This window comes from Actinobacillus seminis (assembly GCF_002263215.1).
Lineage (GTDB): Bacteria > Pseudomonadota > Gammaproteobacteria > Enterobacterales > Pasteurellaceae > Actinobacillus_B > Actinobacillus_B seminis.
The window spans coordinates 39,692-63,822 of the sequence record NZ_NLFK01000010.1 but is presented as its reverse complement, the minus strand read 5'-3'; the positions used below and the strand labels follow the sequence as shown (position 1 = coordinate 63,822).

18 protein-coding genes and 3 pseudogenes are annotated in these 24,131 nt (G+C 40.9%); 11 read left to right on the top strand and 10 right to left on the bottom strand.

Annotation, left to right across the window (positions count from 1 at the left end; translation table 11 throughout):
• Positions 1–133: 133 nt before the first annotated feature.
• From CFY87_RS09780 to CFY87_RS09770, 3 genes and pseudogenes are all read left to right on the top strand, one after another.
• Positions 134–355: a YejL family protein gene (locus CFY87_RS09780; RefSeq protein ID WP_094947163.1), complete on the top strand. Its 222-nt coding sequence runs from the start codon at positions 134–136 to the stop codon at positions 353–355.
• Between the two features lie 11 nt (positions 356–366).
• A pseudogene (locus CFY87_RS09775) lies at positions 367–2,123 on the top strand (DUF3413 domain-containing protein).
• Positions 2,124–2,393: 270 nt separating this feature from the next.
• Positions 2,394–3,383 carry an amidohydrolase family protein gene (locus tag CFY87_RS09770; protein ID WP_094947160.1) on the top strand — a complete coding sequence of 330 codons (990 nt, stop codon included), beginning with the start codon at positions 2,394–2,396 and terminating at the stop codon, positions 3,381–3,383.
• Position 3,384: 1 nt separating this feature from the next.
• On the opposite strand, the gene dusC is transcribed toward CFY87_RS09770, so the two are convergent.
• From dusC to rph, 4 genes are all read right to left on the bottom strand, one after another.
• Positions 3,385–4,317, bottom strand: coding sequence for a tRNA dihydrouridine(16) synthase DusC (gene dusC / locus CFY87_RS09765; RefSeq protein ID WP_094947157.1), 933 nt, complete (start codon positions 4,315–4,317; stop codon positions 3,385–3,387).
• Between the two features lie 6 nt (positions 4,318–4,323).
• A complete protein-coding gene (gene djlA, locus CFY87_RS09760; protein ID WP_094947154.1) occupies positions 4,324–5,196 on the bottom strand; it encodes a co-chaperone DjlA in 873 nt (290 codons plus the stop codon).
• An 88-nt stretch (positions 5,197–5,284) separates the two neighbouring features.
• On the bottom strand, positions 5,285–5,929 hold the full coding sequence (gene pyrE / locus CFY87_RS09755) for an orotate phosphoribosyltransferase (RefSeq protein ID WP_094947151.1): 645 nt from the start codon (positions 5,927–5,929) through the stop codon (positions 5,285–5,287).
• Positions 5,930–5,937: 8 nt separating this feature from the next.
• Positions 5,938–6,657: a ribonuclease PH gene (gene rph, locus CFY87_RS09750; RefSeq protein WP_094947148.1), complete on the bottom strand. Its 720-nt coding sequence runs from the start codon at positions 6,655–6,657 to the stop codon at positions 5,938–5,940.
• Between the two features lie 134 nt (positions 6,658–6,791).
• Between rph and CFY87_RS09745 the strand changes: the two genes are divergently transcribed.
• A complete protein-coding gene (locus CFY87_RS09745) occupies positions 6,792–7,655 on the top strand; it encodes a YicC/YloC family endoribonuclease (RefSeq protein ID WP_094947145.1) in 864 nt (287 codons plus the stop codon).
• Positions 7,656–7,664: 9 nt separating this feature from the next.
• Positions 7,665–8,495, top strand: coding sequence for a CAF17-like 4Fe-4S cluster assembly/insertion protein YgfZ (gene ygfZ, locus CFY87_RS09740; RefSeq protein ID WP_094947142.1), 831 nt, complete (start codon positions 7,665–7,667; stop codon positions 8,493–8,495).
• Positions 8,496–8,549: 54 nt separating this feature from the next.
• On the opposite strand, the gene iolB is transcribed toward ygfZ, so the two are convergent.
• A complete protein-coding gene (iolB, locus tag CFY87_RS09735) occupies positions 8,550–9,383 on the bottom strand; it encodes a 5-deoxy-glucuronate isomerase (protein WP_094947139.1) in 834 nt (277 codons plus the stop codon).
• A 233-nt stretch (positions 9,384–9,616) separates the two neighbouring features.
• Between iolB and CFY87_RS09730 the strand changes: the two genes are divergently transcribed.
• The 6 genes and pseudogenes from CFY87_RS09730 to CFY87_RS09705 all read left to right on the top strand — a co-directional run bounded on the left by CFY87_RS09730 (position 9,617) and on the right by CFY87_RS09705 (position 17,278).
• Positions 9,617–11,128: a CoA-acylating methylmalonate-semialdehyde dehydrogenase gene (locus tag CFY87_RS09730; protein WP_094947136.1), complete on the top strand. Its 1,512-nt coding sequence runs from the start codon at positions 9,617–9,619 to the stop codon at positions 11,126–11,128.
• A 91-nt stretch (positions 11,129–11,219) separates the two neighbouring features.
• On the top strand, positions 11,220–12,356 hold the full coding sequence (locus tag CFY87_RS09725) for a Gfo/Idh/MocA family protein (RefSeq protein ID WP_094947133.1): 1,137 nt from the start codon (positions 11,220–11,222) through the stop codon (positions 12,354–12,356).
• 414 nt (positions 12,357–12,770) lie between these two features.
• The gene (locus CFY87_RS09720) at positions 12,771–13,709 is read left to right on the top strand and encodes a substrate-binding domain-containing protein (RefSeq protein ID WP_094947130.1); all 939 of its coding nucleotides are present in this window, start codon (positions 12,771–12,773) and stop codon (positions 13,707–13,709) included.
• 77 nt (positions 13,710–13,786) lie between these two features.
• A complete protein-coding gene (locus tag CFY87_RS09715; protein ID WP_094947127.1) occupies positions 13,787–14,719 on the top strand; it encodes a substrate-binding domain-containing protein in 933 nt (310 codons plus the stop codon).
• Positions 14,720–14,755: 36 nt separating this feature from the next.
• Positions 14,756–16,274 (top strand): annotated as a pseudogene (locus CFY87_RS09710) (sugar ABC transporter ATP-binding protein).
• Positions 16,275–16,321: 47 nt separating this feature from the next.
• Positions 16,322–17,278, top strand: coding sequence for an ABC transporter permease (locus CFY87_RS09705; RefSeq protein ID WP_094947124.1), 957 nt, complete (start codon positions 16,322–16,324; stop codon positions 17,276–17,278).
• Positions 17,279–17,368: 90 nt separating this feature from the next.
• On the opposite strand, the gene menH is transcribed toward CFY87_RS09705, so the two are convergent.
• The 5 genes and pseudogenes from menH to glpT form a co-directional block, all read right to left on the bottom strand.
• Positions 17,369–18,109: a 2-succinyl-6-hydroxy-2,4-cyclohexadiene-1-carboxylate synthase gene (gene menH, locus CFY87_RS09700; protein WP_419670261.1), complete on the bottom strand. Its 741-nt coding sequence runs from the start codon at positions 18,107–18,109 to the stop codon at positions 17,369–17,371.
• 31 nt (positions 18,110–18,140) lie between these two features.
• Entirely contained in the window at positions 18,141–20,108 is a 1,968-nt protein-coding gene (locus CFY87_RS09695) for a bifunctional 5-dehydro-2-deoxygluconokinase/5-dehydro-2-deoxyphosphogluconate aldolase (RefSeq protein WP_236757414.1), read from the bottom strand.
• A 299-nt stretch (positions 20,109–20,407) separates the two neighbouring features.
• Positions 20,408–21,496, bottom strand: a complete 1,089-nt coding sequence (gene glpQ / locus CFY87_RS09690; protein ID WP_094947121.1) for a glycerophosphodiester phosphodiesterase — start codon at positions 21,494–21,496, stop codon at positions 20,408–20,410.
• A gap of 81 nt (positions 21,497–21,577) precedes the next feature.
• Positions 21,578–22,311, bottom strand: a pseudogene (gene aphA / locus CFY87_RS09685) (acid phosphatase AphA).
• 121 nt (positions 22,312–22,432) lie between these two features.
• Entirely contained in the window at positions 22,433–23,878 is a 1,446-nt protein-coding gene (gene glpT, locus CFY87_RS09680; protein WP_094947118.1) for a glycerol-3-phosphate transporter, read from the bottom strand.
• Positions 23,879–24,131: the final 253 nt, after the last annotated feature.

Below are 24,131 nucleotides of genomic sequence, written 5' to 3'. Positions count from 1 at the left end.
TTCTTCCGACTTCGTTAAAATTAAAATTTGTGCGATATTATAACCGCACTTTTACGAAAAATATGCTAGGATCTGCGAAATTATCCGTTTTATAATGGTATGCAATTTTGTGCAACGTAATGTTAGGTCAATAATGGCGACAAATTCTAAATATTCAAATCAACAAGTTAATGCAATGCTCAATGATATGATTGCTGTCATTGAAAAACACCAAGCCTCCGTCGATTTATCGTTGATTGTATTAGGTAATATGGTGACTAATTTATTGGTCAGCAGCGTCGGTACGCAACAACGCGAAGCTTTAGCGAAGGCATTTTCCGAGGCGTTAATGAACTCCGTTAAAGAGAACAACTAGCGTAATTTATTATGTTTAATATTAAAAACCGTAAACAATACTTGGAAGAAACCTCGCGAAAAATTTCTTGGGGTCATTGGTTTACTTTTTTTAATATTTTGTGGGCAATTATGCTTAGTACGCGCTATGCGTTTATTATTGATTGGCCCGATACCCTGTTTGGCAAACTTTACTTTTTTATTAGTTTGCTCGGGCATTTTAGCTTTGTTGTCTTTGTCTTTTACCTACTGTTTATTTTTCCACTGAGTTTTTTAGTCAAAAATCAGCGCACGTTTCGCGGATTAACCGTGATCATCTCGACTCTCGGTGTTACTTTATTGCTGGTAGATACCGAAGTGTTTTCCCGTTTTAATTTGCATTTATCTTCGCTGGTGTGGAATTTATTGGTCAATCCCGAAAATGGCGAATTGTCGCGCAATTGGCAGCTTTTCTTCGTTCCTATGCCATTGATTTTATTAGCGCAGATGGTGTTTTCGCGCTGGTCGTGGGAAAAATTACGTAGTCTGGAACGCCAGAAATGGTTAAAAGTGGTGGGAGTTTTCTTTGTTTGTACCTTTACCGCTACGCATTTAATCTATGCTTGGGCGGACGCTTATATTTATCGCCCGATTACCATGCAAAAATCCAATTTCCCGCTTTCCTACCCAATGACCGCACGGTCTTTTTTGGAAAAACACGGTTTCTTGGATAAAACCCAATATAGCCAAACTTTGGAACAAGAAGGGCGTTTGGATGCCTTGGAAATTCATTATCCAAAAGCGGCGTTACACTTTGTACATCCGCCGCAAAACCAAGCCAAAACAAACCTGGTGATCATTACGGTTTCCGGTCTTCGTCAAGATGCGATTAAGGCGGAAACTACGCCGAGCCTGCAACATTTTGCCGAAAATGCCACACAATATACCAATCATTACAGCACCGGTAATAATGATAATACGGGGGCGACAGGGATTTTTTATGGTATTAGCGCAGAATATACTGATAGTTTATTGAGCAATAAAACGCCTTCGATTTTTTTCAATATGTGCAACAACGAAAAGCGCAATACGACCTGGGACTGTTTTCCAGCACGAATTTTAGCGCGCCGTTGGTGCGCCAAGCCTTGAGCATGAATAAGGTGAAAAAACGTAGCACTGATAATCAAACGGAAATTCAAAGGTTCCAACGTTGGTATGAGAAAGCATTACGGCAAGATAAATCCGTTGTGGCATATTTAAGTCTCAATATCGCGGAGGGGTTGAATGAGGGAGCGTATAATCAAGCGTTGCACAGGTTAGATCAACAATTGGCACCGGTGTTGGCACAATTGGAAAATTCAGATGCGGTGGTGATTTTGACGGCTGAACATGGCTATCATTTTGCGCCTTTAGAGGAAAAAGAGGCAATCAATTATTTTGCACCCGAGCAAATTAAAGTACCGCTAATTATCCATTGGAATAAATTACCTGTGGGTGAAATGGAACAATTGACCAGCCATACCGATATTTTGCCGACCTTGATGAAACATCTTTTCGGGTTACAAAATACAATAGCGGATTATGCTCAAGGTGTGGATTTATTAAATGTCTCAAATAAACGTCAATGGGTATTAGCGGGTAATTATCGTTGGAATGTGATCATTGCGCCTGACGGGGAACAATATCATATTGATGATCGCGGAAACTATCAAAAATATGACCGCACTTATCAAAAAATCTCATCAGATAGACCGCCGCTAGGTCTGTTCTTGGATGTTTTCAATCAAGAAAGCTCGTTCATGGAAAAATAACCCGATTTTTAGCTAAACTGATAGTTAAAACCAATTTTGTTTTTATTAACCAACCTTTTATACTACACCTCTAGTACCAACAGGACTAGATATAATGTTATTAATCAAAAATCAGAGAATTTTTCATAACATTGCAAACACACATCTCAATGTGCTTTCTCAGACATTGAATATTCGTCTTTTTTTTATTAATAGCTCCTCCTCTTCTCCGAGGGATTTTATATCTACAACACCAATTCACCTTTCCTCGTTTAACATCACGGAGCCATTATGCGTAACCATGTTCGTAGTTTTAAAACCTATATTAGAGACGAAATTATCAAGAAAGGCGGCTGGGTAAATTCTCATGCCCATGCTGATCGCGCTTTTACTATGACGCCGGAAAAAATCGGTATTTACCACAGCAGCAATTTGCAACAAAAATGGGATTTGGTGGATGAGGTGAAACGAACCTCCAGCGTAGAGGATTATTATGCTCGTTTTTGCCAAGCCATTGAACTTATGATTTCTCAAGGCGTGACGGCATTTGGGAGTTTTGTTGACATTGATCCCATTTGTGAAGACCGTGCGATTATCGCCGCCCACAAAGCTCGTGAAGTATATAAACACGATATTACCTTAAAATTCGCCAACCAAACCCTAAAAGGTGTCATTGAACCTACCGCGCGCCAATGGTTTGATATTGGTTCGGAAATGGTTGATATGATAGGTGGCTTGCCATATCGTGATGAATTGGATTATGGACGTGGATTGGAAGCAATGGATATTTTGCTGGATAAAGCGAAATCCTTAGGCATTATGTGCCATGTCCATGTGGACCAATTTAATACGCCGCGCGAAAAGGAAACCGAGCAGCTTTGTGATAAAACCATTGAACATGGGATGCAAGGGCGCGTGGTGGCTATTCACGGAATTTCTATCGGCGCTCATTCTAAAGAATATCGCTATAAACTGTATGAAAAAATGCGACAGGCACAAATGATGATAATTGCCTGCCCAATGGCATGGATCGACAGTAACCGCAAAGAAGATTTAATGCCTTTCCATAACGCCTTAACGCCGGCGGATGAAATGATTCCGGAGGGGATTACCGTAGCAATCGGTACTGATAATATTTGTGATTACATGGTACCGCTGTGCGAAGGGGATATGTGGCAGGAGTTGAGTTTATTGGCGGCGGGATGTCGTTTCCCGGATCTTGATGCCATGGTCAATATTGCCAGCATTAACGGACGTAAAGTATTAGGATTGGATGTGTAATTTAAGAATCGTTCAATTTCTCGCGCAATTCGACCGCACTTTGGCAGGTTTTAATCTGCTCAAAAAGGGCGGTCGCTTCAAGGTAATTTTTCTTTAAATATTGTAACCATTGTTTAATGCGCGCCACATGATAGAAACCGCTGTCTAAAAGATTTTCTACCCGTGCATATTTTTGCAAAATCGGCACAATTTCTGCCCAATCAAGCGGCGCTTGATTGTGTTTTAGCACAAGGCTTAAATTTGGAATATTTAGCGCGCCACGCCCCACCATCAAATCTCGGCAGCCAGTCACTGCCAGACAATTTTGCCCATCTTGCCAATGAAAAATTTCCCCGTTAGCAATCACAGGAATGGTTAATTTTTGTCGCAATTCACCGATTTTCGCCCAATTGATCCGATCCGCGCGATAACCGTCGATTTTGGTACGTCCGTGAATTGCGATTTCATCTGCGCCACCTTGTTGAACCGCATCCGCAATTTCCCAAGCAAATTGATCGCTATCCCAGCCCAAACGCACTTTCACGCTGACCGGCAAAGACACTGGCACTGCTTGGCGCAAGGCTTTTGTTGCTTGATAAATTAATTCGGGCTGTTTTAATAACGACGCGCCACCATGGCTACCATTGACGGTTTTAGACGGACAGCCGCAATTTAAATCGATACCGGGCGAGCCGAGTGAGACCGCGCGTTGCGCATTTTCCGCCAGCCATTGCGGATGTTGCCCCAATAATTGCACCCTTACCGGCGTACCGGCAAGGGTTTTTCCATCAGTGAGCAATTCGGGACAAAGACGATAAAAGGTTTTTGCCGGCAGCAGTTGATTTACCACACGCACAAATTCCGACACGCACAGATCGTAGTCATTAATTTCCGTTAATAATTGGCGCACAAAGGGATCTAATACCCCTTGCATTGGCGCTAATATCACACGCATGAAAGTCTATTTCCACCCTTTAGCTTTACAAATTAAGTCGTAAGCCGCTTGAATTTGCTGCGTTTTTTCTTTTGCCATTTCCAACATTTCTTTCGGCAATCCTTTAGCAACCAATTTATCCGGATGATTTTCATTCATTAAACGACGATAGGCTCGTTTCACTGTATCGCGATCGTCGCCGGCAGAGACGCCCAGCACTTTATACGCATCATCCACTGTCGGACCGGAGGATTGATAGCCTTGTGATTGATGTTGACGATATTGATAATTTCCTTGCGAATAACCGCCTTGTTGAGAAGAGCTGCCTTGTTGTTGCGCATGTTGCGAAAATTGGCGAGAGGCAAATTCCATCGCCAAAATTTGTTCCAACTGAAAACGGGATAAGCCGAGTTCTTCTGCTATCACATATAACACGTCTTTTTCGTTTTCGTGTAAATGTGTATCGGCGAATGCGGCTTGAATTTGAATATGTAAAAACATCCGTAACAAATCAGCACGTTGTCCACAACCTAAACGGAATTCACGGATCACTTGACGAATAGGAAAATCCGCTTGTTTGCCACGGGTAAAAGCGTCTTGCGCCAATCGACGGTTGGCATCGTCCAATTGCATTTGTTGCATTAAATTAGTAGCAAGGGCGATATCGCTTTCGGTCACGCGCCCTTTGGCTTTACTCAAATTGCCCAATACCGCAAAGGTCGTCTGCATAAACAAGGATTGACGGGTAATTTTGCTTTTAAAAAAGCTGGAATTGACGCTGCCAAGTTCGTAGAGTTTTTTATCCGCTAAATGCCCTAAAAACATCCCGATAACAGCACCAAAAAAGCCGCCTGCCTTATAGCCGATAAAAAGTCCAAGCAATTTTCCGATAAAATTCATTGCGTTCTCCAAACATAATAAAAGTGCGGTCGATTTTGCATAAATTTGGGCAATGCACAAACTATCAAGATTTCTACCTCACTTTTTGTTATTTTACACCGTATTTTTCGCGATAATCGCGCATTGCCGGTAAATATTGACGATATTGTTCATCTTGTTCAATAAAATGCATCAAATCGTCTAAATCAATAATGGATAAAACCTGACACTGATAATCTCTTTCGACTTCTTGAATTGCCGAGAGTTCCCCTTTGCCGCGTTCTTTGCGGTTTAGTGCAATGACTACCGCACTTAATTTTGCCTGATTGGCGGCGATTAAATCCATGGCTTCGCGAATGGCGGTACCGGCGGTGATCACATCATCAACCAGCAAGACGTTGCCTTGCAACGGACATCCGATCAAATTACCGCCCTCACCGTGATCCTTGGCTTCTTTACGGTTAAAACACACCGGAATATCACGTTGATAACGATTAAACAACGCCACCGCCACCGTCGTACCGATCGGAATGCCTTTATATGCCGGTCCGAAAATTATGTCATAATTCAATTGGCTATCTTCAATCGCTGAAGCGTAAAACTCCCCTAAACGGGCTAAATCCGCGCCGGTATTAAATAAGCCGGCATTAAAAAAATACGGGCTGACGCGACCGGATTTTAAGGTGAATTCACCAAAACGCAATACATGGCGACTTAAGGCGAATTTGATAAATTGTTTTTTATAGGCTAGCATGATTTTCCTTACTTATCCGCTAAGGCTTGACGTTGTGCAACAAAAATGTGTTCGCATCCTTGTTTTGCCAAACTTAATAAATTCAACAATTCTTCATGACTAAAGGGTTCGCCCTCCGCCGTGCCTTGCACTTCAATCATGCGCCCATCTTCCATCATCACCACATTCATATCGGTTTCCGCGGCGCTATCTTCCACATATTCCAAATCGCATATCGCTTCGCCATTGACAATGCCAACCGAAATCGCTGCCACTAAGCCTTTTAATGGATTGGTTTTTAAGGTACCGTTTGCGATCAAGCCATTAATAGCATCAATTAACGCGACGCAAGCGCCGCTGATTGAAGCGGTGCGCGTACCGCCATCTGCTTGGATAACATCACAATCCAAAGTAATACTGCGTTCGCCCAGCGCCTCCAAATCGATCATGGCACGCAACGAACGGGCAATTAAACGCTGAATTTCCATAGTACGCCCGCCTTGTTTGCCTTTTGCCGCTTCGCGTTGCATCCGACTATGGGTCGAACGTGGTAACATCCCGTATTCAGCAGTCACCCAACCTTGTCCTTGACCTTTAAGAAAGCGCGGGACACTTTCTTCAACACTGGCGGTACACAATACTTTGGTATCGCCAAACTCCACTAACACCGAGCCTTCGGCATGTTTGGTGTAATGGCGGGTAAATTTAATGGTTCTTGGTTGATGATTTGCTCGTTCGTTTGGACGCATCGCCTGTTCCTTTGTTTAAAATTAAAAGTGCGGTTATTTTAGCACGCAAATAGACTGCGACAAAATCTGCATTTTTTGTTAGCAAAACTGGTACAATAGCTACGGTAAATTGATATCAAATAGAGAGGAAAAATATGATTTACAGCATGACAGCGTTCGCACGCCTTGAAATTAAAAAAGAATGGGGCGATGCGGTATGGGAAATTCGTTCGGTGAACCAGCGTTATTTGGAAACCTTTTTTCGACTGCCGGAACAATTTCGTGCCTTGGAAAATCCGTTGCGGGAAAAACTGCGCCAAGGTTTAACGCGTGGTAAAATTGAATGTAGCTTGCGTATTGATCAAAGAAAACAAAATGCACAAAATTTGCAATTAAATCAAGAACTCGCACAGCAAGTTATCCAATCGTTACAATGGTTACAACAACAGGCAGGTGGCGGTGAAATTAATTTAACCGATGTATTGCGCTATCCCGGCGTGGTGGAAACACCGGAGCAGGATTTGGATATGATCAGCCGAGATTTACTGAGTGCTTTTGATATGTTATTGCAAGATTTTATTGCAATGCGCGCGCGTGAAGGGGAAAAATTGTTGGAGGTGTTGGAGCAACGATTGGCTTCCGTGATGCAAGAAGCGCAAAAAGTGCGGTCAAAAATGCCGACGATTTTGCAATGGCAACGAGATCGTTTATTGCAACGGTTTGCCGAAATTCAATTGCAAGCAGATCCGCAACGTTTAGAACAAGAAATGATCTTGCTGGCGCAGCGCGTGGATGTGGCGGAAGAATTGGATCGTTTGCAAATGCACGTGAAAGAAACGCGTAATATTTTGCAAAAAGGCGGCGCCGTTGGACGCAAATTGGATTTTATGATGCAAGAGCTTAATCGCGAAAGCAATACCTTGGCATCAAAATCTATTGATGCAGAGGTGACTGCGGCGGCGGTTGAACTGAAAGTGTTGATTGAACAAATGCGCGAGCAAATTCAGAATTTGGAATAAGGAATGATGATGAGTGAAATTATCCCACTTCAGCAATATCAATTGATTGAATTAAGCGGTGTGGATGCCGAAAAATTTTTGCAGGGGCAGCTGACTTGTGATGTGAGCGCTTTATCGCTTGGTGCATCAACTTTAGCCGCGCATTGCGACCCGAAAGGCAAGATGAGTTCAATTTTTCGCTTGCTGTGTATGGGGGAGCAACATTTTGGTTTGATTATCCGCAAAGCCTTATTACCGAGTGCGTTAGATCAGTTAAAAAAATATGCGGTCTTTTCTAAAGTGGAATTTCGTCAGCCGGAGGCGGCAATTTTAGGGATTTTGGGCAAATTACCCACAATTGAGGCACAATATGTTTTATCTCTCATGCCGAACGCACATCTGCTGATTAATCCGCGAGGTGAATGGCAAGCGACGCAGGTGGAAAAAGCGTGGGATCGTTGGGAAATTCAACAAGGTTACCCGATTTTAAGTGCACCGGCGCAATTTGAATTTTTGCCGCAAGCGTTGAATTTACAATCGATAGAACACGCTATCTCTTTTCGTAAAGGTTGTTATATCGGGCAGGAAACCGTCGCGCGCGCCAAATATCGCGGCGCGAATAAACGCGCAATGTTTACGTTTTGCGCGCAAACAGAAAGTGCGGTGGATATTTTGAGCGAAATAGAAATGCAGCTGGAAAACGGATGGCGCAAAACCGGCAGCATATTAAGTGCGGTCAATTTAGACGGTGTTTTGTGGCTACAAGTTGTGATGAATAATCAATCTGACGCCAATGCCTTCCGATTGCCAAGCGGCGAAACTTTGCAATCGGTTCCATTGCCTTATTCGTTAGAAGATTAACATCCCTCGGATTTAAAAGTAAAACCCCATCAAGTAAGATGAGGTTTTTGAGGTTTATTTAAATTTATCTGCGTATTCTTGGGTGTTGATCCATTGATGATCTTTTTCCCAAGTGAATCGCCATTTACGTACAGGACCTGCCATCACATTGAGGTAATAGTTGTTGTAACCGGCAATGGTCGCCACCGGATGATAGCCTTTTGGTACTTGTACGACATCACCATCATAAACCGCCATACATTCATCCAAAGAGCGATCATCGGTATAAACCCGTTGTAAACAAAAGCCTTGAGCCGGCTCGAAACGGTGATAGTAGGTTTCTTCCAAATAGGTTTCATGTTCGCTATTTTTTTGGTCATGTTTATGGCTTGGGAAGGAGCTGGTACATCCTTCATCTGTGAACACTTCCACGACTAATAGCGCATCGGCACTTTTCGTTTCCGGTAAAATATTATGTACCAAACGTTTGTTATTACCGTAACCTCGCTTTTCTACTCCAACTTCTTCCGGCGTAATTAGGCGTACCGGTAAGGTGCCTTGTGGGCTTGGCGCACGACATACCGCTAATTCAAGGTAAGTGTCCGCTTTGATATTGACATCGTGATCATGTGGGACGTAAACGGAATAAGGCGGAATTCGTTCAAATGGGGTAGCGCGGTTTCCGATATGCTCAAATGTTTGATTTGCGGTTGAAATATTGGCTTTACCGGCAACTAAAACAAAACAAACCTCCGTATCTTCAGTGTTAAATTTCAGCTCTTGTCCCGCTTGTAAATGGTACATTTCAAAGCCAACATATTCCCAGTTGGCACTTTGTGGAGTAATTTTTTGGACTTCACCATTGGATTTCGGGTGACTTTTGTTTGATTTTGATAATAAATAGCTCACATTAACCTCCAGTATTGATAGTTTCAAGGCAACATTGAATTAGTATTGAAATCATACCGCACTGGTAAATTTTAGCCATTAAAAATTTGCTAAAATCCAACTTAGATCACAAAAATGGAATAATTGTTTCATTGTTTGGGTAAATGGATTGAAAAATTTATTTCATTGTTCTAATCTAAGCGTACAGATAGCTTATCGCTTGTTATTCCACTTAAATTAAGAAGGAGCAAAAAATGGAAACCGTTTTAAATTTTATCAATGGTAAAAAAGTTGAAAGTAAAGGGGAAAATATTTGGCCTGTCTTCAATCCGGCAACGGGAGAACAAATTCGTCAAGTTCGTATGAGTACGGTGGATGAGGCTTTGCAAGCGGCAGAAGCAGCGCAAAACGCATTTCCGGCTTGGGCTTCGACTTCTCCGTTACGTCGCGCTCGTATTTTATTTAAGTTTAAAGAATTATTGCAACGCGATTGGGATGAATTAGCGGCGTTGATTACTCAGGAGCATGGTAAAACCTTTTCTGATGCGCAAGGTGAATTAACGCGCGGTTTGGAGGTGGTAGAATTTGCTTGCGGTATTCCACATTTGTTAAAAGGTGAATTTTCTGAACAAGCCGGTCGTGGTATTGATATTCATTCGACTATGCAACCGTTAGGGGTTTGTTTGGGGATTACGCCATTTAACTTTCCGGCGATGGTACCGATGTGGATGTTCCCGATTGCGTTAGCTTGCGGTAATACCTTTATTTTAAAACCGTCTAAACTTGATCCGTCAGTCGGTGTGCGTTTAGCGGAATTGTTAACGGAAGCCGGATTACCTGATGGCGTATTTAACGTGGTGCATGGTGATCGTGAAGATAATGAAGCGTTAATTCGTGATCCTCGCATTAAAGCAGTGAGCTTTGTGGGATCGAGTGTGGCTGCAAGTTCCGTGTATAAATTAGGTTCTGAATACGGTAAGCGTGTTCAAGCATTGGGTGCGGCGAAAAACCATGGTTTAGTGATGCCGGATGCGGATATTAATACGACAGTAAATGCGTTATTGGGGGCGGCTTTTGGGGCTGCCGGCGAGCGTTGTATGGCGCTTCCGATTGCGGTAACTATTGATGATGCAACCGCGGATAAATTAGTGGAAGCGTTGGTTCCTCGAGTGAAAGCTTTGCGTTATGGTGATGGAATGCCGAAAGATGGCGAAAAAGAAATGGATTTCGGACCGTTAATTAGCGAGCGTCATTTAAATAATGTGACCGGTTATGTGAATAAAGGTGTTGAAGAAGGGGCAACCTTATTAGTGGATGGTCGCGGTCAAAAACCGGTAGGTTATGAAGGTGGTTATTTCATTGGCCCTTGCTTATTTGACCACGTTACACCGGATATGACGATTTATAAAGAAGAAATTTTTGGTCCGGTATTAGGAATTGTTAGGGCGAAAAATTTTGAAGAAGCGATGAAGTTAATTAATGAGCATCGTTTTGGTAACGGCTCTGCGATCTTTACGAATAATGGCGCCGCAGCACGCGAATTCGCATATCAAGTTCAAGCCGGTATGGTGGGGGTAAATGTACCAATTCCGGTACCGATGGCGTTCCATTGTTTCGGTGGTTGGAAAGCGTCTGTTTATGGCGCGTTGAATATTTATGGTCCGGATGGCGTGCGTTTCTACACTAAAATGAAAACCGTGACAACACGTTGGCCGGAATTTGATCCGCACGCGACTTCCGCTTCATTTGCGATGCCGACATTATAATGATGTAGGTGTTTATTTCGATTAGGTTGAGTAAGGATAAGAAGATGGCAGATGCTGTCTTCTTTTTTTAGGGTAAAAAAAGGAATTCAAAATGAAAAAAGTCAGAGTAGGATTAATCGGTACGGGGTATATCGGACGTTGTCACGCCATTGCTTATGCACAAGCGCCGACAGTGTTTCCGCTGGAGGCACAATTAGTGTTGGAATACCTAGCGGAAATTACGCCGGAATTAGCTGCACAAAAAGCAAAAGAATTTGGTTTTAATCGTTCTACCGGTGATTGGAAAGAGGTCGTATCCGATCCTAATGTAGATGTGGTGGATATTTGTACGCCAAATTTTTTGCATAAAGAGATTGCGCTCGCCGCGATAGCGAATGGTAAGCATGTCTATTCAGAGAAACCATTGGCATTAAGTGCGGCGGATGCGAAGATCATGTATGAAGCGGCAGAAAAGGCTGGTGTGAAAACCTTGGTGGGATTTAATTATATTAAAAATCCGACCACGCAATTAGCACGTGAAATTATTGCGCGGGGTGAAATCGGTGAAGTGATTCATTTTTATGGTACTCATAATGAAGATTATTTAGCCAATGAAAATACGCCGTTAGATTGGCATTGTGTGAAAGAAAAAGCGGGTTTAGGTGCATTAGGTGATTTAGCTGCGCATATTGTACAAATGTCGCAATATTTAGTGGGGAGCGATATTGAAAAAGTGATTGGGGATATGGAAACTGTAATTAAGGATCGTCCAAACCCGAAAAATTTAGTCGAACGTTTGCCGGTAGAAAATGAAGATCAAGCGACCGCACTTGTTCGTTTTGTCAATGGTTGCATGGGAACGATTGAAACGTCTCGTATTGCGTGTGGGCGTAAGATGGGGTTAAGTTATGTTATTACGGGAACCAAAGGTACGATTACTTATACGCAAGAGCGGATGGCAGAATTAAAACTTTATCTTCATGATGACGATCCGGCGAGACAAGGGTTTAAAACCATTTTAACCGGTCCGTTGCATCCGGATTATAAAAATTTCTGTGTAAGTGCGGGACACGGTATTGGTTTTAATGATCAAAAAACGGTTGAAATTCGTGATTTAGTCAATGGATTGGCAAATAATCAAACGATGTATCCGGCGTTTGAGGAAGGTTTTAAAGTATCTCGAGTGTTAGATGCTATTGCGCAATCTTGTGAACAAAAGCGTTGGGTTAATGTGGATGAAATTGCCTAATTTTTTGCGTTGATGTAATGGAACACGGATAAAGAGCGTTAAGTAAATCGCTCTTTTTTCGTTTTATGCGATTGAAAAAATGATCGAAAAATTGACCGCACTTTAGTGTTTTTAACTATTAAGGAATATCATTAAGTTACCTTTTTTATTCTAAAATCGTATGTTACTTCCTATAAAATTTGATTTTTTCAACAAAAATCAAGTATCAAAAAATTTTTTATTTAAAAACAAGATCTATTTCACAAAATCTTAACTTTCTATTTGCTATGCCATTTCCTTAATGATATACATACTTTTAGACAATTTATTTCAAATTGTTCTATTTTGAAATTTATATTCACAAGTGAGACAGGTTGTGCAATATAGTGGTATTTCAGGATGTAGTCATTCACTCAACCTTTAAGGAGTAGCATTATGAAGAAAGCACTATTAGCGGCGTTATGCGGTGGTTTACTTTTAACGTCTCAAGCAGTAACTGCAAAAAATATTGTAATTGGAGCCCCGATGGTTTCTTTTGCAGATAAATGGCAAACCTATTTACAAGATGCCATTCGTGATTTTGATGCGCAGCATGATGACGTTGAAATTAAACTTTCTGATGCCAATGCGGATCCTGCACGTCAATTAAATGACGTAGAAACGTTTATTGATCAAAAAGTTGATGCTTTATTAGTGGTTCCTACTGATCCGAATATCGTTAAAGTAATCGGGCGTAAAGCAAAAAAAGCAGGCATTCCCCTTATAGTTGTGAACCGCAAACCAAATGATGAGGATATGCAATATGTCACCAGCTATGTCGGTTCCGATGAAATTGAAGCGGGGCGTATTCAAGGAAATTATCTTGTCAATGCCCTTGACGGTAAACCGGCGGAAACCTTAATTTTGATGGGGGTTTTAGGTTTGGATGCGGTCGCTAAACGTACCGCAGGGGCAAAAGAAATTTTTGCACAACATTCAAATATCAAGGTCGTTTCTGAGCAAGAGGGTAAATGGGAACGTGATAGAGGTTTGACCATTGCAGAAAACGTACTCGCAGCAAATAAAAATATCAATGTTATTGTGAGTAACAATGATGAAATGGCGATTGGTGCATTACTTGCAACACGTAAATTAGGCGTGAAAGATGAGGATATTTTCATTGTTGGCGTTGATGCGACTCCGGATGCATTAGAGTATTTGGGTAAAGGCTTGGATGCGACGGTTTTCCAATCTGCTCAAGGTCAGGGTTACACTGGTGCGGAAACCGCTTATAAAATCGCTAAAGGCGAAAAAGTCGAGCAAGTCAACTGGGTACCGTTTGAATTAGTGACGCCAGATAAAAAAGAAGAATACCAAGCCAAATATAAAAAATAATTATTGATTGGTTAGGGCAATGCATTGTATTGCCCGTTTTCAAGCAATTAATTTGATGATAATGGGGAGGAGATGCGATGTTGAAAAAAATATCTGTATTGATACTCGGTTTTCTGTTTGCGCGGGGTGTACCGGCGAAAGAGATTAATATTGGTGTAGCAATGTATAGTTTGGCAGATAAGTATCCAACATATTTGCAAGATGCGATACGGAATTATGCAAAAGATCATCCGGATATTAAATTACGTTTTGCTGATGCAAGTGGTGATCCTGCCAAAATGCTCAATGATACGGAGAATTTTATTGATTCAAATATTGATGCATTAATTGCCATGCCGACCGATCCTAAAATTATTAAGGCAATGGGGCAAAAAACCAGAAAAGCCGATATCCCTTTCATTGTTGTCGCAGTTCGCCCTAACGAAGATGATATGCGATATCTAACGAGTTATGTTGGATCGGAAGAAATCATAAGTGGTGAAATGCAAGGTCGTTTTATTGAACATGCATTAAAAGGTAAACCGGCAAAAGCTATTATTTTGCTGGGACCGTTGGGATTGGATGCGCAAATTAAACGTACTGAAGGTAACAAAAATATTTTAGCTAAGCATAATGAAATCCAAATTATTGCGGAGCAAGAAGCCAAATGGGAGCGCGCTAAAGGTATGGAGGTCGCTGAAAACCTCTTTTCAGCATACAAAGGGATTAATGTTGTTTTAGCAAATAATGATGAAATGGCCATTGGTGCCTTGCTGGCAGCCAGAAAAATTGGCTTGAAAGATGAAGACTTATTAATTGTTGGCATTGATGCTACGCCTGATGCATTGGAATATTTAGGAAAAGGATTGGATGCAACAGTTTATCAATCGGCATCGGGGCAAGGGAGTACAAGTGTTGAAATGGCATATAAAGCAGTGATGGGGGAGAAAGTTCCTTTATACAATTGGATTCCATTTGAATTAGTTACTCCGGATAAAAAAGAACAATATCTGAATAAGTATAAGAAATAGTCTGTTACTAATCGGTAATGAACTAAGGAGTTCTCAATGAATGATTTAAATCGGTCACCTTATATTTTGGAAATGCGAAATGTTTCAAAAACATTTCCTGGCGTAAAGGCATTGGACGGAATTAATCTTAAAGTAAAACGCGGTAGTATTCATGCACTAATGGGGGAAAATGGCGCAGGTAAATCCACGTTAATGAAAATTCTTTATGGTATTTATATTCCTGATAGTGGTGGCGATCTGATTTTAGATGAAAAACCGTTTAAACCTGGTTGTCCTATTGATGCAATTCGTAGCGGATTGACCATGGTGCCACAAGAAATCTCTCCGGCGGCAAATTTAACCATCGCGGATAATTTTTATCTTGGACGCGAAATTACTTCCGGTAAAGTTTTTTTTAAATCAAAAGGAAATGGATCGCAAAACTTCGGAAATCTTAAGAGAATTAGGGGTGCCGATGGATGTGACTCAAAAAATGTCTGATGTATCTGTAGCGAAAGCACAGTTGGTTGCAATCGCAACGGCGGTATCCAATGATGCTAAAGTTATTATTATGGATGAGCCGACAACCGCATTGACGGAAACGGAGGTGGATCAACTTTACAAAATTATTGATACGGTCAAAAAACGTGGTATTTCTATCATTTTTATTTCACACAAATTAGATGAGGTATTTAAAGTCTCTGATGAGATCACGGTTATTCGTGATGGTCAATATGTAGGAACAAAAGCTACTTCTGAAGTGACGAAAGAAGAATTGATTTCTATGATGGTCGGGCGTGATATGTCAGAAATGTTCCAACGAGAACGCTTTGATTTATCTGATGAAATTATATTGGAAATTAAAAATTTCACTCGCGCCGGAAAATATCAAGATGTTAGCTTTGCGGTACGGAAAGGGGAAATTTTTGGTATTGCCGGATTAGTAGGAGCAGGTCGCTCTGAAATTGTCGAGAGCTTATTTGGGTATAAACCGGCAGATAGTGGCGACATCTATATTCACGGAGAAAAAGTTGAAATTAAAAATCCGTTGGATGCAATGAAACATAAAATAGGGTTTGTAACGGAAGATCGTAAGTTAACGGGTTTATTCCTCAATTTAAGCATTACGGATAATATGATTATGCCGAAAATGTCTCCTTATTTGGAAAATTTTTTAGTTTCGGTAACAAAATCACAAAAAACCGCTTATGAACAAAAAGAGAAATTGAAAATTAAAGCACCTAATGTCGAAGTGATTACCAATAATCTCTCCGGCGGAAATCAACAAAAAGTGTTACTTGCTCGTTGGTTATTGCTTGAACCGGATATTTTGATTTTAGATGAGCCAACTAAAGGGATTGATGTAGGGGCGAAAGCAGAATTGTATAAATTGATGGTGGAGCTTTCTAAGCAGGGAAAAACGATTATTATGATTACATCTGATATGTTGGAATTGTTATCAATGAGTGATCGTGTAATGGTAATGCATGAGGGGCATCAAGCAGGAATTATTCCGCACCGAGAATTGAGTCAAGAACGCGTGTTGGAATTGGCTTCAGGATTAGCGGTTCATTAATTTATAGATACAAAATTTGTTTAAAAATAACAAACGAGGTACGAATTATGTCACAAGTTTCTTTGAAAAAAATTATTAATGCATATGGAATGGTTCTGATCCTGATTGCATTATTTTTAGTTCTGTCCGCGTCTATTGACGGTTTCTTTTCCACCCGTACCGTATGGAGTATTATTGAGCAAGTTTCTATGTTCGGTATTATTGCTATCGGGGTGACCTTTGCAATTATTACTACCGGTATTGATTTATCCTCAGGTTCAATGGTTGCATTAACTTCCGTTGTGGCAGCATCTGTTGTGACTGGTGGTGATGCAGTAAGTGCTGCACTTTTAGCCTTTGCCATATCGCTCGTACTCGGCGCTTTTATGGGCGCAATTAATGGCGGGTTGACAGCATTGGGAGGTATTCCGCCGTTTATTGCTACATTGGGTATGATGATTATCGCACGAGGTGCGGCACAATTATATTCTGATGGTCGTCCTATCGATGCTTCTTCCGAATCCTTTACTTGGATTGCCGATATGGATATCTTTGGTTTACCCGGTCTTGTCATTCTCTATGTTTTTATTGTAATTATTTCTCATATTTTATTAAGTCATTCCACTTTTGGACGTCATGTTTATGCGGTAGGGGGCAACTTAAATGCAGCTAAAATTTGTGGAATTAACACCACTAAAACCTTAATTCTTGTTTATACCTTTGCCGGAGCTTTATCTGGACTTGCCGGTGCGCTGCTTGCTGCCAGAACTTATGCTGGAAACCCTTCTTATGGTTTGTCGTGGGAGCTGGATGCTATTGCGGCGGCAGTTATTGGAGGGGTATCGTTGACTGGCGGATTTGGTACTATTCCTATGTGCGTCATTGGCGCATTAATTATCGGTACAACAAACAAAGGCTTAAATATGTTAGGGGTTGACCCGTATTGGCAACAAATTGTCAAAGGTGGCATCATTGTTGTTGCAGTCTTAGTTGATACATTAAAACGCCGTAAAAAAGGCGCCTAGTTACTCCTAGTAAATAATATAAAAATTAACCGCACTTTGATCTGCGCCTAAAATTGCGGTTAATTTTTGCGTTAAATTTAATGCAGGGGCTTATGCGGGAGTGATGTTGAAAATCGCTTGTATTGCCTTGGCGAAGGCGAGGGGATTTTCTAAATGGGCGTTGTGTCCGGCTTGCGGGATAAGGCGTAAATTGAGGCGGTCTTGTTCGGCAATGGTGCGGAATTTTTGATCTTTTTCGCCGCAAAGATAATAAATCGGCAGGCGAGTTATGCGTACTTTGGATCTAAAGTCAGGTTGTTTGGCAAGAGAGGTGGCACGCAGCATTTGGGCGATTGCTGTGCCTTGATTAGCGGCGCGTTTTTCGATGAGCGCCATGCGTTCGCTGTCGGTTAAATGAGCGAAGACGGGCTGTTGATACCAATCGTTGAGGACTTCTTGGATGGGTTCTTGTGCAAATCGTTGCGCCCATAGCTCATCATTTTGCCAACGTGTCAGGCGGTCGGCTTCGCGACTTAATCCAAGATTAGCGCCTTCCAAAATAATGCCTTGTAGGTTTCCTTTAGCTTGTTGAAACTGGAAGCTGTAATATAATGCCAAACGCCCGCCGAGTGAATAACCGACTAAAAAATAAGGTGAATTGCCGATATGTTGTTGGATTTGTGTGGCAAGATACCGGCAAGTTTGTTCAAAGTTTTCCACGTGATATTGTTGAGATTGTGCGTGTAGTGGGAGATCTAAACTGATGCAGTGAAAGTGCGGTAGTTTTTCGATGACTTTTTGCCAGTCTTGATTTGAACCTAACAGTCCGTGTAGAAAAATGAGTGTGTGCATAATGAGGAATGATTGGTTGAAGATGAGGTTATTATAGCGTGATTTTAGCAAAAATTAAGGGTTCTCGTAGGAACCCTTGTTTGAATGGTTTAGTTTTTCGGTTTTTCCACAGTTTAATTAATCTTCTGTAGCGTTCGGAGATTTCTTTAATTAAGCCTTTATCATCCAATTTACCTGCAAGCCAATCGGCAGACGGTTGACTGAAAATGGTGCGACCGACGGCAAAACCTTTGACTAACGGTGCGTTGGCGGAGGCTTTGAATACTGCTTCAAAGACACTTTCCGGTGCGTCTAAGCCAAGGATCAGAACTCCTCGACAGTGGGGGTCGTTTTGTTCGATTACTTTGCTTAATGCTGCCCAAGTTTCAGTAGATACGCCCGGTAATTTCCACCAGTCAGGTTTGATACCAAGGTGATAGAAATGGGTAACCATATCAACATAATAGCTTTCTTTTTGTTCCATATCGGCTGGAAGAATAATTTCGAGCAATAGCTCGTGACCGGTGCGGCAGCAGGCTTGATACACTTGTTGTAAGGTCGCATCTTGATCTGCTTTCATTTCTGCTTTATCTGCCGGATGATAGAATACGAGGCATTTGACAACATGTTCTGTTGGCCAGTTAATGAGTTGACTGCCTAAATCACCGTGTTCTAAACGCAATGGACGTGAGGATGGTAATTCGATCGGACGCCCAATCCACCATTTTTTACCGGTGATTTCATTAAGTGCCGCTTGACCGAAAGTGGTATCTGCTAAAATACCGGCATGACCGTTATAAATGCCTTCTTCTTTGGCAGTTTGTACCGCCGCTTGCAATAAGAGTGTTTTTAATTTCGGTATGCGTTTGGGATCCGCACCACTTTTTTCCGCCATATCGACCAGTTGTTTGCGGTGATCAAAGGCAAAAATGCAGAGATCATCCCATTGTGTTTTACGTGTGGTAACTCGGTGCAGATGGTTTAATTGAGCATCCAAATCCGGACGAGGTACGGATTCCGCGCGGGAGAGGTAATCGTCCAATTCCGCTTTGGTCGGCATTGCCGGAGCACAACCATGACGAGAAACCACCAATGCGCCACAGGCATTGGCATAGCGACAGCATTGTTCCCAGCTTTCGCCATTAATATAACCGCGTAATAACCCGGACATAAAGGCATCTCCCGCACCTAACACATTCAGCACCTCAACTCGTACGCCATAGACATTAATACCTCCATCAAGATCATCCGGAATGGAGCTTTCAAAGACGGAGCAACCTAGTGCGCCGCGTTTGCAAACTAATGTGGCTTGGCTGACTTTGCGCACATTTTTCAACGCAGTTAGTGTATCTGTAGAACCTCCGGCAATGTGAAATTCTTCTTCGGTACCGACCAGTACATCAAAATGATGTAATACTTCTTGTAACGATTTAGTTACTGCTTCAGAATCAATGAAACGAGTTTCACCATCCCCGAGGGAAGTTAAGCCCCAAAGTACTGGACGATAGTCAATATCCAACAGGCGTTTGGTTCCATTACGACCGGCATATTCAAGAGCGGTTAAGACCGCATGGCGAGTTTTAGGGTGGGAAAGATGGGTTCCCGTGATAGCTAAAGCTTTGGCAGAGGCAATATAGGCTTCATCAAAATCTTCTGCACTAATTGCCATATCGGCACAATTATCACGATAAAAAATGAGTGGAAAAGTATCTTGATCCTTAATACCTAAAATGACGAGAGCAGTAAGGCGTTCTTTGTCCGTGATTAAATGACCGGTATCAACACCGACACGTTGTAATTCTTCGCGTAAGAATCGCCCCATATGCTCATCTCCGACGCGTGCCAACATGGATGATTTAACGCCTTGAACTGCTGTTCCATAAGCGACATTGCCGGAAGAACCGCCTAAATATTTGGCAAATGAGCTGACATCTTCTAAGCGTGAACCGATTTGTTGCGCATATAAATCAACCGCGACACGTCCAAGACAGATAAGATCTAATGTTTTTTCTGTTTTCATTGTGCTTTTCCTTAGTGATGAATTAATCACAAATCCTAACTTATTATTTGATGGTTAAATTGAAACATATATTTCAAAAAACTCAAGAGGTAAAATTATTATTTGAGATATTGATCTCAAAAAATTTTGCTTTTAGGCTAGTTTTTATGATGGTTTATATGTGTTTTGAGATGATTTTATACAAAATGAAAAATAAAAAGTGCAGTCTGGATTTTAGAATATTTTAAAATAAATTTTTCAAAAAAATACGGTCACATGAAGCAACCGTATTAGGAAGAGATGAAAATAATAAGAAGGTATTATTTTTGCTCGGATTTCAGAAATTTAACCGCAGTATCAGGGAAATCAGTAAAAATACCTGTTGCACCGGCATTATTTAATAATGCATCATACATTTGGTTGACGTTACTAAAGAAATTCGGCAAGGCATCTTTGCGAACGGTATAAGGGTGAACTTCGACCGGATATTTCGCTAATTCTTTGACTAACGGTGTGTAAACAATATGGTTTGGTGTTGAAGCTTTATCATCAATCAACATATACCAGCCCGGTCCTACGCCATCAGCATATTTTGCTACTTCCGCCATTGCGCCATCTTTAAACATCCAATCGTAATCGTAGTTTACCCATTTACCATTGGCATCTTTTTCTTGTGTTTCCCCCCAATCGCTGTAGGCAATAAGCTGTACCAATTTGATATCCATGCCGAGTTTTGGTAACAGTTCAGTTTTGATCCGTTTTAATTCATTGAAATCAAAGGTTTGTAGATAAACAGGAGCATTTTTTTGCGTGTAACCGTATTTTTGTAAGACTTTTAAGGTGGCAAAGGCGATATCTTTTCCTTCTTGGTGATGTAGCCAAGGAGCTTTAATTTCCGGATAAATACCGATTTTTTTACCGGTTGATTTTTCTAAACCTTGGATAAATTCAATTTCTTCTTCAAATGTATGGATGCGGAAATGGGATTTCCACATTGGGAATCGGTTTGGATAAACCTGAACTTGTTTTCCGTTTTCCACTTTGAAATTCTCGGTCATTTCTAAACTTTGAATTTCTTTTAAGGTAAAGTCCACGACGTAATAACGCCCATCTTTACGATGGCGGTTAGGGAATTTTTTCGCTACGTCGGTTAAGCCATCTAAGAAATGATCATGAATTACCACTAATTGATTATCTTTGGTCATTGCTAAATCTTGTTCTAAATAATCTGCTTTTTGACCAAAGGCAAGCGCTTTACTTTCTAAAGTATGTTCAGGTAAGTAACCGCTTGCACCACGATGGGCAATGACTATCTTTTCTTTGTTATTCATTTGTTGTAGCTGAGCTTGGTTACTGCAAGCGGTTAATGTTGCTAATGCAGCTAGGGTTAACGCTGTTTTTATTTTCATAAAAAATCTCCTATTTTGACAGGTATAGTGCGGTTAAAAAAGTATTTATTTTTACGATATATTATTGCATATCATTTCATTTTAGTAAGATGAATCCACAACAACTTCTTCGCCATAGCCACCATTCAATGGTAATGGGCGGTTGGTACTGACAGCTGAACGAATTACGCGAATACCACGAATACCTGCTTCACGAGCAGCAAGAATATCATCGTTGCTATCTCCATAATGAATTGCCACTTTGTGATCTACTATATATTTCGTTTTATCATATTTATAAGGTTCAACGGGAGTATCTTTCGTATAGTTAACAGGTTGCATATTTTTAATTTGGAAAGCTTGTTCTAAAATACGTCCTAATTGATCGATTTGATCCGCTTTATGATTTTCATGTGGGGTACGTCCTGTAATGAAGATAATTTGGTCTCCACGCGCTTGGTGCATATCAATAATCCGTTTTGCAGATTCTTTTGGAATAGAATATTTATCGCAGCCATCAGCTACAAAATTCCAATAAGCTTGATTATGCAAATAATCAAAACTATTAGGTGAAAATGTTTTTTTCCATAATAAAAACATTGAGAAGAAACTAAAGTGGTATCATCAACATCAAAACTTACCGTCATTGGCGGTTTGCCTTTTAATTGTTCTGCAATATCTTCTACTGAAACCCATTTCACTTCTTTCTTATAGTTATCATCAATTGCCGTAACGCCTTGATGAGAGTAAGGTATTTTAGGTCCCTTTGCATTAGCTGAACACGCCGCCGCGATAATAGTTAAACCGATTAAACTTAATTTAAATAAATACGTCATATTCACCTTTTCTTCTTATCGGTTAATTAATATTAAATGTTAATAAAATGCTATCTGTTTCGAGGTGTAGTTTGTTAAAAAAGGAAGAGTATAAACACCCTTCCTTTATAATCATCAATCATTATTTACCATAGTGGTCGTTTAATTTCGCTTTGTGCTTACTTTCTTCAATCATGGTAATGAACATTAACAAGATCGCTAACACACCGCCGGTGATCATGACATAGAAACCACCGTCCCAGCCATAGTACTCGGCTGCCCAACCGACTACCGCAGAAGCGGAAACTGTACCACCTAAGTAACCGAATAAACCGGTGAAACCTGCTGAAGTACCCGCGGCTTTTTTCGGGGCAAGTTCAAGTGCGTGTAAACCAATTAACATTACCGGACCATAGATTAAGAAACCGATTGTGGTCATTAAGATAAAGTCAGTTAATTGATATGGGTTTTGATACCACGCTTTATCCGCATAAAGGGCTAATTCCGCTTCAGGGGTTGCCGGATTTAACCATAAAGCGATAACCGCCGCAGTTGTTAAAATCATGAAGATGAAACCGGTTAAACCACGTTTACCTTTGAATAATTTATCTGATACCCAACCACAGATTAAAGTACCCGGTACTGCGGCTAATTCATAGATGGTATATGCCCAAGCGGTACCTTTAATGTTGAAGTGTTTTACTTCACCAAGGTAAACCGGAGACCATTTTAAGACGCCATAACGAATTAAATAGACGAATACATTAGCGATTGCAATGTACCATAATAAACGGTTTTTTAACACGTAAGTAACGAAGATTTCTTTCGTAGTTAAATCGTGTTCGTAAGTTTTTTCGTTGTAATCATCCGGATAGTCATTTTTATATTTTTCGATGGATGGTAAACCGCAAGATTGTGGAGTATCTTTCATCACAAAATATACAGGGATTGCACAAACCATTGCGGCAATACCCGGATAGTAGAGAGCTTGTTGCCATACGTCTTTAGCAGTTGCTTCAACTCCGTGTGTACTGAAATATAATGCGCTGGCTAATAAGACCATTAAGCCAGGCATCATGCCGCCGATGTTATGTGCACAGTTCCAAATGGATACGATAGTACCGCGTTCGGATTTTGACCACCAGTGCACCATAGTACGACCGCAAGGAGGCCAACCCATTCCTTGGAACCAACCATTTAGGAAGATCATAACAAACATGACTGCGATACCGGAAGTTGCCCAAGGCATTAACCCCATCATGGTCATACATAAACCGGATAATAATAAACCGAACGGTAAGAAGACTTTTGGATTTGATCGGTCAGAAATACTTGCCATCACAAATTTTGATAATCCGTAGGCAAGACCGGCACCGGTACCGATAATTCCTAATTCAGCTTTGTTATAAAGACCCGCTTCAATTAACCCTTTTTGCGCTAAGTCGAAGTTAGCACGTACGAAATAATAGGCGGCATAACCAAAAAAGATCCCCATAAACACTTGCCAACGTAAGCGTTTATAGGTTGGATCGATTTTGTCTTGAGGTAGCTCCGCAATGTGGGGAGCGGGTTTAAATGGACCAAACATAAGAAATCTCCAACTGTTATTAATTATATTACTTTAGAAAAATGTTCATTTATGAATATTTTTTTGTGATGATAACTAAAAAAAGAAAAAATAAAAGAAGATAATTTTTATATTGTGATGGCTCTCACAAAAAATTATTCGTATTTTATAAAATTTGAGCGATATTAGATTGAGTTTACAGATGTAAGGTGTTTTTTATTTTCGTTTTTTTCTAAAAGGAACATTAGTATACGATTATCTTGCGATAATCGTA